This window comes from Pseudomonas sp. SMSB3 (assembly GCF_052041965.1).
In the GTDB taxonomy this organism is placed as follows: domain Bacteria; phylum Pseudomonadota; class Gammaproteobacteria; order Pseudomonadales; family Pseudomonadaceae; genus Aquipseudomonas.
Genome location: NZ_JBKGGV010000006.1, coordinates 46,250 through 58,493, shown reverse-complemented (window position 1 = coordinate 58,493; position 12,244 = coordinate 46,250). Strand labels below are relative to the sequence as shown.

At 64.1% G+C, this 12,244-nt stretch carries 10 protein-coding genes and 1 pseudogene; 9 read left to right on the top strand and 2 right to left on the bottom strand.

The features are described from left to right. Window positions 1–110: 110 nt before the first annotated feature. Complete coding sequence (locus tag ACLEJW_RS12045) at window positions 111–785, bottom strand: TraX family protein (protein WP_440777598.1); 675 nt, start codon at window positions 783–785, stop codon at window positions 111–113. A 3-nt stretch (window positions 786–788) separates the two neighbouring features. Further along, window positions 789–1,868 (bottom strand): metal-dependent hydrolase, encoded by a 1,080-nt coding sequence (locus tag ACLEJW_RS12040; RefSeq protein WP_313644250.1) that lies wholly within the window; start codon window positions 1,866–1,868, stop codon window positions 789–791. Window positions 1,869–2,483: 615 nt separating this feature from the next. Between ACLEJW_RS12040 and ACLEJW_RS12035 the strand changes: the two genes are divergently transcribed. The 9 genes and pseudogenes from ACLEJW_RS12035 to ACLEJW_RS11995 all read left to right on the top strand — a co-directional run bounded on the left by ACLEJW_RS12035 (window position 2,484) and on the right by ACLEJW_RS11995 (window position 12,243). Continuing rightward, window positions 2,484–3,545 carry a 3-deoxy-7-phosphoheptulonate synthase gene (locus ACLEJW_RS12035; protein WP_440777597.1) on the top strand — a complete coding sequence of 354 codons (1,062 nt, stop codon included), beginning with the start codon at window positions 2,484–2,486 and terminating at the stop codon, window positions 3,543–3,545. Window positions 3,546–3,628: 83 nt separating this feature from the next. After that, window positions 3,629–3,910 carry a peptidylprolyl isomerase gene (locus ACLEJW_RS12030; protein WP_054899523.1) on the top strand — a complete coding sequence of 94 codons (282 nt, stop codon included), beginning with the start codon at window positions 3,629–3,631 and terminating at the stop codon, window positions 3,908–3,910. A 33-nt stretch (window positions 3,911–3,943) separates the two neighbouring features. Further along, window positions 3,944–5,878: an extracellular solute-binding protein gene (locus ACLEJW_RS12025; protein ID WP_440777696.1), complete on the top strand. Its 1,935-nt coding sequence runs from the start codon at window positions 3,944–3,946 to the stop codon at window positions 5,876–5,878. Beyond that, window positions 5,875–6,933: a microcin C ABC transporter permease YejB gene (locus ACLEJW_RS12020; RefSeq protein ID WP_440777596.1), complete on the top strand. Its 1,059-nt coding sequence runs from the start codon at window positions 5,875–5,877 to the stop codon at window positions 6,931–6,933. Before ACLEJW_RS12025 ends, ACLEJW_RS12020 begins: the two co-directional genes overlap by 4 nt. Further along, entirely contained in the window at window positions 6,933–7,949 is a 1,017-nt protein-coding gene (locus ACLEJW_RS12015; protein ID WP_313294634.1) for an ABC transporter permease, read from the top strand. The genes ACLEJW_RS12020 and ACLEJW_RS12015 overlap by 1 nt, the downstream gene beginning before the upstream one ends. Before the next feature lie 84 nt (window positions 7,950–8,033). Further along, window positions 8,034–8,804, top strand: coding sequence for a 3-hydroxybutyrate dehydrogenase (gene hbdH, locus ACLEJW_RS12010; RefSeq protein WP_313457289.1), 771 nt, complete (start codon window positions 8,034–8,036; stop codon window positions 8,802–8,804). Between the two features lie 54 nt (window positions 8,805–8,858). Beyond that, complete coding sequence (eco, locus tag ACLEJW_RS12005; protein WP_145192934.1) at window positions 8,859–9,335, top strand: serine protease inhibitor ecotin; 477 nt, start codon at window positions 8,859–8,861, stop codon at window positions 9,333–9,335. A gap of 91 nt (window positions 9,336–9,426) precedes the next feature. Then, a complete protein-coding gene (locus tag ACLEJW_RS12000; RefSeq protein WP_008095636.1) occupies window positions 9,427–9,702 on the top strand; it encodes a peptidylprolyl isomerase in 276 nt (91 codons plus the stop codon). A gap of 135 nt (window positions 9,703–9,837) precedes the next feature. After that, window positions 9,838–12,243: pseudogene (locus ACLEJW_RS11995) on the top strand (autotransporter outer membrane beta-barrel domain-containing protein). Window position 12,244: the final 1 nt, after the last annotated feature.

Sequence of the window (12,244 nt, the reverse complement as noted above, 5' to 3'; positions counted from 1 at the left end):
TAGAGCTTGCGGTCAGACAGTGGGCAACCCTTGCCGCCCCTGGCAGTGCGGCAGCGATGACACAGCTGGGCGTGCCCATGACACACCTGTGCCACTGTGCAATTGACGGGCTAGGCGAACAGGGCGATCAGCCCCAGGTGGGCCGGGTAGAACAGGTAGCCCCAGCGCCGCACTGCCGGCAGTGGGCTATGCTCGACGCGCAGCAGCAGGCGGCCGACGCCAATGGCCAGCGCCGCCGCACTCAGGGTGATCAGGCTGATCGGCGCCAGCAGATGGTCGCGCAGCCAACTGTTGGTCAGGTTGCCACCTATCGCCAGTACGCACGGCAAAAGCCAGGCCGGTCCACCCCGCTGCAGGGCCAACAGGCAAGCGGCGGGCAGCAGTACACCGGGCAGGCCATACATCAGCCGCTGGTGGTACAGCGCCGCCAGAGCGACTGCGCCAAGGCCGGCCAGGTGCATCCAGCCCCCACGGTATCGCACGCCCCAGGCGACCAGCAGCCCCAAGGCGAGTGTCGGCATGATGTTGAAGGTCTGCGAGTCAGCGTCCAGCCAGCGATAGGGGGCTTCGGACAGCACGGCGAAGGCAATCATCCAACCCAGATAATGCGGCTTCAAAGCGCTGGCGCGCGCCACGTTGACCGCCACCGCCAGGCAGAACAACGGGAACGCCAAACGCCCGACGATGAATAAGCCATGCGCCTGCGGCCACAGGTAGCGCAGATGATCGACGACCATGGTCGCCATCGCCACCCATTTGACCAGGTCCAGGCCTGCCGAGCGCACGTCCTAAGGCCCAGGCTCGCGGCCCTGCCCCAGCTGCTTCTCGGTCCAGGTCGCCAGCGGCAACGGTGGGCGTTGCGCGAAGATGCGCTGCCAGATCAGTACCAACGCAGCACGGTCGAACCTCGGCCCGCTGCCCTTCCATACACTTGGGCGCTCGGCCACCCATTGGCCTCCATCACCGCGGTGGGCCATCTTGAAGCGGAAGGTGTAGTCGCCGGGGATACCCATGCGCAGATCGCTGACCACCAGCGCGTCACCGACCTGGTCGTAGCGCAGCCAGTCGTCGGTGAACCAGCGCAGGCGCTCGAGCAACGGCGCGTCTTTCAACTGCGCGGCGAGGCCAAGGTTGAGCGACAGGCGCTGCATCTCTGGCGGCGCATGGTCGAAGGTGCTGCTGATGCCTTCGTAGTAATGACCGTCAGGGGTCTTGGCCAACACGCGCCAGAGCAGGCTGTTGAAGGCCAGCGGCATTGCCCGTACCTCGCTGGTTTCGATGCCTTGGGCATCGAGGGCAGTCTGCAGGCGCTGTTCGGCGGCCATGCGTCCGGCCAGGCCCAGGCCCAGATAGGCTGTGCTCAGGAGCAACGCCAGGCTCAGGCAGCGCACCGCCCTGCCGTTGAAACCGACCCAGGCGCTGTAGATCACCGCCACCAGCAAAGGCACGGTGTACAGCGGATCGATGATGAACACCGCCGCCCAGCTCAGTGGCGTGAAGGGCAACGGCCAGAACAGTTGCGTGCCGTAGACGGTGAAGGCATCGAGCAACGGATGCGTGACCAGCACCAGCCAGAACGCCAGGAACAGCCTGCCCAGGCTGTAACCCTTGTCGGGCCAGCGCTTGCGGGCAAGCTGATGGACCAACCAGGCGAGCAACAGGGCGAGGCCTGTCAGCACGAAAATCGAATGGGAGAAACCGCGGTGATAGGTCATTTGCGAGACCGGATCGGCGTAGCGTATCACCACGTCCAAATCCGGCACGCTGCCCAGCAGCGCCCCGTAGATCAGCGAGCGGCGGCCCTGAATGCGGCCTAGCACCGTACCCTGCAGGGCGGCGCCGAGTACGGCTTGGGTTATCGAGTCCACGGCAAAGCTTCCTGAGGGCAACGGTAGGAAACTAACCCTCTGGCAGCACACCGTGCAAATGCCTGAGCACTCCAGGCTTGTCCAGATATTACGGCGATAGCATTTATCCATTGAACAGTGCCCACCCGTGCAGTAAGCTCGGGTTCATTCACTGGAGCCGCACATGCCCAAGCACACCCGCAATCATGCCAACCACACCGGCCGCAGCCTGCGCCGTGTGCTGGCCGTTGCTGACTGCCAGGCCGCCGCGCGTTCCTATTTTGGGTATTGGTTTAGCCACTAGGCGCCGATACCCACACGGCGCCCACCTTCGAGGGGCCGCCGAACATGAGAATACTCAAACCCCCGGTCGGCTCCCCGATCGGGGGTTTTGCTTTTTCAGGCTTTGCACTTTCAACGATTCACATCGAGGACAGCTCCATGACTTACGCCACTTATCACTATGCAAGCACCTACGCCTGGCGATTTAGCCAATTCCGTTCGGGCCAGCCTGCCGCCTCCGTTCGGTCCATCCCCGGTGGCAATGCTGCAGACCATCACTCATCGATCAGTCGAACACCTCGATAGGGCCGACTGCGCGGGCCAGAACCCGCCGTCCGCCCAAGGAATCACGCCATGCACGCTTCGAACCTCGCCCTGCCCCTGAGCCAACCACACGCGGCCAACACCACCGTCAGCCAGCGCCTGCCCAGCCCGCACCTGCTCAAGCAGCAGATGCCATTGCCCAGTGACCTCGCCCAGCAGGTGCACAGCCACCGCCAAGCCATTCGCGCCATTCTCGAAGGCCGCGACGAGCGCCTGCTCGTGGTCGTCGGGCCTTGCTCGATCCACGATCCCCGCTCCGCCTTGGAATACGCCGATCGCCTGGCGAACCTGAGCCGTGAGGTCGACGACAAACTGCTGCTGGTCATGCGCGCCTACGTGGAAAAACCGCGCACCACGGTGGGCTGGAAGGGCCTGGCCTACGATCCGCACCTCGATGGCAGCGATGACATGCACGCCGGCCTTGCCCTGTCCCGTGGCTTGATGCTGAACATGATCGAGCGTGGCCTGCCGGTCGCCACCGAGTTGCTGCAACCCATGGCGGCGGGCTACTTCGACGACGTGCTCGGTTGGGCGGCGATTGGCGCGCGCACCACCGAGTCGCAGATTCACCGGGAACTGGTCAGCGGCCTGGCGTTGCCGGTCGGGTTCAAGAATGGCACCGACGGCGGTATCGGCATCGCCTGCGATGCCATGCGCAGCGCGGCCGCGTCGCACCGCCACTTCGGCATGGATGCCCAGGGCTATCCGGCGATCATCGAAACCCTGGGCAACCCAGACACCCACCTGGTGCTGCGCGGCGGCCACCAAGGCCCCAACTTCGATGCCAGGAGCGTCGCCCAGGCCCGCCAAGGGTTGGCCAAGGCCGGTTTGCAAGCCCGCATCATGGTCGACTGCAGCCATGCCAACAGTGGCAAGGACCCTGCCCGTCAGCCTGCCGTTTTCGACGACGTGCTGGCCCAGCGCCTGGCCGGTGACCGTTCGCTGGTCGGGGTGATGCTCGAGGGCCACCTGTTCGACGGCTGCCAGACCCTGGGCAAGGGCACGCTCAAGTACGGCGTGTCGATCACCGATGGCTGCCTGGGCTGGAGCGCCACCGAAACCCTGTTGCGCCAGGCGGCGATGCGGCTGTAAGGCCGATGCAGCAAGCCTGGCGAGACACGACCCGATCAAGTGCGCTAGGCTTGCCGTCTTTACCCCCCCAAGGAGTAGTACCCATGGCACGCGCCACCGCCCGCCACATCCTCGTCAACTCGGAAGAAAAGTGCAACGAGCTCAAGGCCCAGATCGAAGCCGGCGCCGACTTCGCTGAAATCGCCAAGGCCAACTCCACCTGCCCATCCAGCCGTCAAGGCGGCGACCTGGGTTCCTTTGGCCCAGGCCAGATGGTCAAGGAATTCGACACTGTGGTGTTCAGCGCCCCGGTCAACACCGTGCAAGGTCCGGTCAAGACCCAATTCGGTTATCACCTGCTGGAAGTCACCAGCCGCCAGGACTAAGTCATCGCCTTGATGGCCCTTTGCGTGGGAGCGATGCTGTTGCGCCGTGGCCGGCTCACCAAACGGTGCGCCCAGGCCACCCGCTTGCCTGAGCCGATCCATGAACAGGCGGTGCCGGCCGTCGTACCGTCGCTCCCACGCTGGCTTTCAGCACTGGCGCTGTCATGCCTGTGCTTGACCAGCCACGCTGCACCTACCCACGCCCTCACCGTCTATGGTGAAGCGCCTCGCTACAGCGAGGCATTCCAGCATTTCGACTACGTCAACCCCCTGGCCCCCAAGGGCGGCCTGCTGCGGCGCTCGGCCATCGAAATAGGCCAGTTCGACCACGTGTTGCCCTACATCGACAAAGGTATCGGCGTCAGTCAGGTCGATGGCTGGTTGTACGCGCCCCTGGCGCAGCGCTCTTTCGACGAGCCCTATACCGTCTACGGCCTGATTGCCCGGCGCATGGAGCGCGGGCCGGATGACGCCTGGCTGCGCTTCGAGATCGACCCCAGGGCGACCTTCGCCGATGGTCAGCCAGTGCGCGCCGAGGATGTACGGTTCACCTTCGACAAGCTGATGGCCGAAGGCAGCCTCAAGTACCGTACCCAGTTCGCCGATGTTGCCGCCGTCACCGTCGAGGGCCCGCGACACGTGCGTTTCGACTTCAAGCAGCCCCACGGCCGAACCTTGGCCCTGGACTTGGCCAGCCTGCCAGTACTGCCCGAGCACGATTGGGCCCGTCGCGACTTCACCAACGGGGGCGGCTTCGAGCAGCCGGTCGGCAGCGGCCCCTACCGCATCGGGCGCATCGACAACGGGCGCAGCGTCACCTTCGAGCGCGACCCGAACTGGTGGGCCAAGGACCTGCCGGTCAATCGCGGGCGCTATAACTTCGAACGCATCCGCATCGAATATTTTGGCGACACGGAAGTGGCACGCCAGGTGCTCAAGGGTGGCGGTTATGACTACAACCGGGAATTCTCGGCCACCGCTTATACCCTCGGCTACAACGGCGCCCCGCTGGACGACGGGCGCCTGCAACGCGCGCACCTGGCGCCGGCCAAGCCGCAGGCGGCGCAGGGCTTCGTGTTCAACCTGGACAAAGCCACGTTCAAGGATCGCCGCGTGCGCCAGGCCCTGGCCATGCTGTGGGACTTCGAGTGGAGCAACCGGCAGATGATGCGCAACCTGTACATCCGCCAGCAAAGCGTATTTTCCAACACGCCGCTGGCGGCGCGGCAGTTGCCGGACGCAGGTGAGTTGAAGCTGCTCGAACCGCTCCGCGGGCAGATTCCGCACGAGGTATTCGAGCACGTGTACAGCGCGCCAGTCACCGATGGCTCAGGCATCATTCGTACGCAGCAGCTGCAGGCGCTCACCTTGTTGCAGCAAGCCGGGTGGCAGCCCGATGGCGACCGCCTGGTCAATGCCCAAGGCGAGCCGCTGGCATTCACCTTCCTCAACGGTCAGTCGGGCATGGAGCGCCTGCTGCTGCCATGGAAGCGCAATCTGGCGCAGATCGGCGTCACCTTGAACATCCGCAATGTCGACGCCGCGCAATACGTCAATCGCCTGATGGCCCGCGACTACGACATGATCGTCACCGGCTATCCGGTAACGCTCTCGCCCGGCGCCGAGCTGTACAACTACTTTGGCTCCGCCGCGGCCAACGACCCTGGCTCCAACAACCTGATGGTGCTCAAGGATCCCGCGGTGGACCGACTGATCGACGGCCTGGTGCGCGCCGACACACAAGCCGACATGTTGCGCCATGCCCGAGCCCTGGACCGGGTGCTGCAATGGAACTACTACTGGATTCCCAACTACTACCCGCCCGGAACCTCGACCGTATGGTGGAACCGCTTCGGCCTGCCGCGCACCCAGCCCGCTTATGACGAAGGCCTGGACAGCTGGTGGGAAGTCAGCCCGGCGGCGCTGAGCAATGCCCAGATGGCCGACCGACAGAAGACCCAGCCATGACCGCCTACATCCTGCGCCGCTTGCTGTTGATCATCCCGACGCTGCTGGCCATCCTGCTGGTGAACTTCGCCATCGTTCAAGCAGCGCCCGGTGGCCCGGTCGAGCAGGCGGTAGCGCGTTTGCAGGGGCTGGGCGGCGGCGGTGCCGGCGCGCGAGTGGAGGTGGCAGCGGGCGAGTCGCGCGCCTCGCGAGGCCTCGACCCGCAGCTGATCGAAACCATCAAGCGCCAGTACGGTTTCGACAAGTCCCCCGCTGAACGTCTGTGGCTGATGCTGGGCCAGTATGCTCGGCTGGACTTCGGGCAGAGCTTCTTCCGAGGGGCCAAGGTCACCGACCTCATCCTCGACAAGTTACCAGTCACCTTGTCGCTGGGCTTTTGGGCCACGCTGATCACGTACCTGGTCTCGATCCCGCTTGGTATCCGCAAGGCGGTCAGGCACGGCAGTCGTTTCGACGCCTGGAGCAGCGCGTTGATCGTGGTGGGTTACGCCCTGCCGTCGTTTCTGTTCGCGCTTCTGCTGATCGTCGTGTTCGCCGGCGACACATCGCTCAATTGGTTCCCGGTGCGCGGCCTGGTCTCGGACGACTTCGAGCAGCTCAGCCTGCTGGGCAAGCTCGCCGATTACTTCTGGCACTTGGTGCTTCCCGTCGGCGCCCTGGTGATCGGCGGCTTCGCCACCTTGACCTTGCTGACCAAGAACGCCTTTCTCGACGAGATCGCCCGCCAGTACGTGGTCACCGCCCGCGCCAAGGGGCTCAGTGAACGGCAGGTGCTCTACGGTCACGTGCTGCGCAATGCCATGCTGCTGGTGCTGGCCGGCCTGCCACAGGCACTGATCACGGTATTTTTCGCTGGTTCCTTGCTGATCGAGGTGATTTTCTCGCTCGACGGCATTGGACGCATGAGTTACGAGGCCGCCGTGGCACGCGACTACCCAGTAGTCTTCGGCACGCTGTTCATCTTTACCTTGGCCGGCCTGCTGTTTCGCCTGATCGGTGACCTGGCGTTCACCGTGCTGGACCCGCGTATCGATTTCGAGACGAGGGCGCACTGATGCTTTCACCCGTATCACGGCGGCGCCTGCAGCGTTTTCGCCGCAATCGCCTGGGCTGGGTGTCGCTGTGGCTGTTCGGCGGCCTGCTGCTGCTCAGTCTGTGCGCCGAGCTGGTCGCCAACGACAAACCCTTGCTGCTCGGCTACAAGGGCGAGCTGTATGTCCCGGCGCTCAAGCGCTACACCGAGCAGCAGTTCGGTGGGCAATTGCCGTTCCAGCCTGATTATCGCAGCGCCTACGTGCGCCAGTTGATCGACAGCCAGGGTGGCTGGATGCTGTTCGCGCCCATCCCGTTCAGCGCCGATACACCCAACTACGACCTGCAAGTGCCAACCCCCAGTGCGCCGAGCCTGAGCAATTGGCTGGGTACTGACGATCAGGGCCGCGATGTATTGGCAAGGGTGTTGTACGGCACGCGCACCTCGCTGTTGTTCGCCTTTGCGCTGACCGTGGTCAGCGTGCTGATCGGCCTTGCGGCAGGTGCGCTGCAGGGTTATCACGGCGGCTGGGTCGACTTGCTCGGCCAGCGCCTGCTGGAGGTGTGGTCAGGGCTGCCCGTGCTGTACCTGCTGATCATTCTCAGTGGCTTCGTCGAACCGAACTTCTGGTGGCTGCTCGGGATCATGGCGCTGTTCTCCTGGCTGACCCTGGTCGATGTAGTGCGCGCCGAGTTTCTGCGCGGGCGCAACCTGGAATACGTCAAGGCGGCCCGCGCCTTGGGTCTGTCTGACACCCAAGTGATGCTGCGCCATGTCTTGCCCAATGCCATGAATGCCACGCTGACTTATGTGCCATTCATGCTTACCGGTGCGATCACCACGCTCACCGCGCTGGACTTCCTTGGTTTCGGCATGCCAGCAGGCAGCGCTTCGCTGGGCGAGCTGGTGACCCAGGGCAAACAGCACCTGGAGGCGCCTTGGCTTGGCTTTACCGCGTTTTTCGCCCTGGCCTTGATTCTCTCGCTGCTGGTGTTCATCGGCGATGCCCTGCGCGAGGCGTTCGATCCGCGGCGTTGAGCTCATCGGTGGGCGGCAGGCGACAAGCGCCGCCAGTGCGTACTACTCTGGCGCACTCAATCTGGAACATTGGAGGAGCAGCGCATGACCCTGACTGGCAAAACCGCACTCGTGACCGGCTCAACCAGTGGCATCGGCCTGGGCATCGCCCAGGTGTTGGCCCGCGCGGGGGCGAATATTGTGCTCAATGGCTTTGGCGAGCCGTCTGCGGCCATGGCCGAAATTGCCCGGCATGGAGTCAAGGTGATCCATCACCCAGCCGACCTTTCGGATGTCGCGCAGATCGAGGCCTTGTTCGATTCGGCCGAGCAGGCGTTCGGGGGCGTCGACATTCTGCTCAACAACGCCGGCATTCAGCACGTGGCACCGGTCGAACAATTCCCGGTCGCCAGTTGGGACAAGATCATCGCCCTGAACCTGTCGGCGGTGTTCCACGGCACGCGGCTTGCCTTGCCCGGCATGCGTCAACGCAATTGGGGCCGGATCATCAATATCGCTTCGGTACATGGGCTGGTGGGTTCGACCGGCAAGGCGGCTTATGTCGCAGCCAAGCACGGTGTGGTCGGCCTGACCAAGGTGGTCGGGCTGGAAACCGCCAGCAGCAATGTGACCTGCAATGCCATCTGTCCAGGTTGGGTATTGACGCCATTGGTGCAGCAGCAAATTGACGACCGCGCCGCCAAAGGGGTCGATCCGCAGCAGGCGCAGCATGACCTGCTGGCCGAGAAACAGCCCTCCCTGGCGTTCGTCACGCCCGAGCACTTGGGCGAACTGGTACTCTTTCTGTGCAGCGAAGCCGGTAGCCAGGTTCGCGGGGCCGCCTGGAACGTCGATGGTGGCTGGTTGGCTCAATAAGAGGCCAAGCAGGCCTGGCCGCGTTTCGCACCTGTTCATCTGCAAGGAGGCCTTATGCGCCCTTTCACCTTCATCGCGCTTGCATCCCTGAGCCTGGCGGCTACTCCGCTGCTGGCGGCCAGCCTCAAGGACGTTGCGCCCTACCCCGAAGCCGAGGCCGGTTTTACCCGCCAGGTCATCCACCTGCCCGCACAAGACGATGAGTCCGAGTACAAGCTGGAGATTCTGGCGGGCAAGACGTTGCCGGTCGACTGCAATCGTCAGCACCTGGGCGGTAGTTTACAAGCGCACACGCTCGAAGGCTGGGGCTACAGCTACTACCGTCTGGACAAGGTCAGTGGCCCGGCCAGCACGCTGATGGCCTGCCCCGACCAGAGCAAGACCGACGCCTTCGTGCCCGTGGTGGGCGATGGCTTCATGCTGCGCTATAACAGCAAATTGCCGGTGGTGGTGTACGCACCTGAAGGCGTGCAAGTGCGTTATCGCTTCTGGTCGGCATCGCCTGAGGTGCGCACTGCCCACGTGGAGTAGTCTTTCGCGGGGCTGCGCGCCGGCGACTGGACGAAGCCCCACGATCAGGCATAATGGCGCCCTTTTTTGCTCTGCGAAGCACAGGTGTTCGATGAAAGCGCAAGCCCGTCATATTCTGGTCAAGACCGCTGACGAAGCCGAAAAGCTCAAGCAGCGCATCGCCAATGGCGAGGCCTTCGACGTGTTGGCGAAGAAGTTCTCCACCTGCCCGTCAGGTAAGCGTGGCGGCGACCTTGGTGAGGTCCGTCCGGGTCAGTTGGTTGGCGCGATTGACCAGGTGATCTTCAAGAAGCCGCTGCGCGTGGTGCATGGCCCGATCAAGAGCAAGTTCGGTTATCACCTGGTGCAAACCTTCTACCGCGATTAATGGCCACGGGCCACCTAGCATTTCTGCCAGTTGCCCGTTTCGCCTCGCATCACCTACAAACATCGGCAGGGCCGAGGTGGCGCACGCTGCGCTGCCGCTGGTAGTGGTCCGTTCAATGGCCACGGAGACCTGCCCATGCGCTGCCCTCGCCTGCTTGCGCCCGTTGCACTGCCCTTGCTCGTCTTGCCGCTGCTCGCCCCCGCCGAATCACTGGTCGTCGGCCCGGGCGACGACCTTGGAGCGGTCAGCCAGACACCTGCCATCGACGATTTCTTCATGTCAGGTGGAACCGTGCAATCGCTCAATCAAGGGCAAGGCTACGACACCTTCGAAATGACCGGGGGACGAATCGTCGGGGCTTTCGAGGACGGTGATTCGGCCCTGTTCAAAGGCGGTCGGATCGGCCGGGTGGACCTTAAACTGGCCGACAACTATTTCGAGATGTCCCAGGATACGGCGGTCGAAACCCGCATCGATGGCAACCTGGTCAGCGGTTTCGGCAACGACACCATCATCCTTCGCGGCGGCACCATCGGTGGCAACATCAGCACCAGTGGCGGCGTCGACCTCATCACGATCAGCGGCGGCACCCTGCAGGGCAATGTGCTGGCCAGCGCTGGCAACGATGTCTTCACCTGGTCCGGTGGCAGCATCGGTGGCCGGGTAGATCTGGGTATCGGCGACGACATGGCCCATATCAGTGGCCTCAACGCGCAGGCCTTGACGGTCGATATCGATGGCGGCAGCGGCATCGACAGCCTGCAGTTCAGTGCCAGCGAGATCCCAGGCGGCGCCCGTTACTTGAATTTCGAGTCCATCGAGCTGCTCGGCAGTCGATTGACGCTTAACGATCCCCTGACACTCGGCGACGCCGACACCGGTACCGGCCGCCTCGCGCTTGACGTCAACAGCACGCTGACGTCACGCCAGGGCTCGATCTCGCCTTTTGACAGTGGGCAGTTAGCCACCTTGAGCAATAGTGGCACCCTCGACCTGCGCCGCGGTAACGACGCCCTGGGGCGGCTGACGATCAACGGCGATTACCAGGGCAACGATGGCCAGTTGCGCGTCAACAGCGTGCTGGCCGGTGACGACTCGCCGTCTGACCGCTTGATCGTCAGCCGCGGCGCAATCAGCGGCAGTACCCGCTTGAGCGTCACCCATCTTGGCGGCCTTGGCGCTGCTACCGCGCAAAACGGTATTACCGTGGTCGAGGCGCGTGACGGTGCTACCAGCAGCTCCAACGCCTTCGTGCAGACCCAGACGCTGTCGGTTGGCGCGTACGACTACAGGTTGTTCAAGGGCGGTGTCACGGCGGGCAGCGAAAACAGCTGGTACTTGCGCTCGACCTTGGTCGCAGCGCCTGCCCCGCAACCCGTGCCGCCAATCGAGACGCCACCTGAGCAGCCTGAACAACCGGGACAGCCCGAGCAACCTGAGCAACCTGAGCAACCAGGACAGCCTACCGAGCCGGGCGCGCCCTCCGAGCCTGCGGTTCCTGCCCCAGCGGTGTCGCCTCCGGTCGCGGCCCCAGCGCCTGGCCAGCCCGACCTGCCAGCTGCGCTGCCCGGTCAAAGCCTGCCCCTTTATCGCCCTGAAGTGCCGGTCTATGCCGCAGCGTCCAGAGGCGCCGCGCTCATTGCCCGCCAGGCACTGGGCACCTTCCACCAACGCCAAGGCGACCAGCGCCTGCTCAAGGGTAAGGGCGGCCTGCCGGCCAGTTGGGGGCAAGCCTACGGCGCTGACGTGCGGCAACAGTGGAGCGGCAGCGTGAGCCCGCGCCTGGACGGCAGGTTGTACGGCTTCAAGGTGGGCCAGGACGTCTATGCCCGGCTCAGCGACAGCGGCTACCGCCAGCACCTGGGCGTGTATGTCAGTCATGGCCGCCTGGATGCAGACGTCCAGGGCTTCGCGCTGGCCATGGAAAATCGTGATGTCGGTGATCTGAAGCTCGATGGCGACAGTGTCGGCGCTTACTGGACCTTGGTTGGCCCCCACGCCTGGTACCTCGACGGCGTGTTGCAGTACACCACGCTCGACGGCCGCGCCCGTTCCACGCGCGGCGACAAGCTCGACATGGACGGCCATGCCTGAACGGCTTCGCTTGAATCGGGTTACCCGATCCGCCTGTCCGAGCGCTGGAGCCTGGAACCTCAGGCCCAGCTGATTGCCCAGAAGATCGCGATCGACAGCGCCAACGACAGCGTTTCGCGGGTCAGCCATGACGCACAACTGGAGCTGAGCGCCCGCCTTGGCGTGCGCCTCGAAGGCGCGTTAGGCAGCGCCAGTGGGCGTTCGTTGCAGCCCTATGCGCAGCTCAACCTGTGGCATGGCGATGGCGGTCGCGACACCTTGACCTTCGACAAGCTCGACACCGTCAAGACCGACTACCGCTACACCTCGATTCAGGTCGAAACCGGCCTGGTAGCACCGATCAGCGATGCCCTGAGCGTGCACGGCAGCGTGCAATACTCCAGCAACCTCGACAGTCGCCAGCAACAGGCCAGCGGTATCAACTTGGGACTGCGCTGGCAATTCTAGC

Coding starts and splice junctions, on each gene's coding strand:
- ACLEJW_RS12035 (WP_440777597.1), top strand. CDS start 2,484: ATGCACGCTTCGAACCTCGCCCTGCCCCTGAGCCAACCACACGCGGCC.
- ACLEJW_RS12030 (WP_054899523.1), top strand. CDS start 3,629: ATGGCACGCGCCACCGCCCGCCACATCCTCGTCAACTCGGAAGAAAAG.
- ACLEJW_RS12025 (WP_440777696.1), top strand. CDS start 3,944: ATGCTGTTGCGCCGTGGCCGGCTCACCAAACGGTGCGCCCAGGCCACC.
- ACLEJW_RS12020 (WP_440777596.1), top strand. CDS start 5,875: ATGACCGCCTACATCCTGCGCCGCTTGCTGTTGATCATCCCGACGCTG.
- ACLEJW_RS12015 (WP_313294634.1), top strand. CDS start 6,933: ATGCTTTCACCCGTATCACGGCGGCGCCTGCAGCGTTTTCGCCGCAAT.
- hbdH (WP_313457289.1), top strand. CDS start 8,034: ATGACCCTGACTGGCAAAACCGCACTCGTGACCGGCTCAACCAGTGGC.
- eco (WP_145192934.1), top strand. CDS start 8,859: ATGCGCCCTTTCACCTTCATCGCGCTTGCATCCCTGAGCCTGGCGGCT.
- ACLEJW_RS12000 (WP_008095636.1), top strand. CDS start 9,427: ATGAAAGCGCAAGCCCGTCATATTCTGGTCAAGACCGCTGACGAAGCC.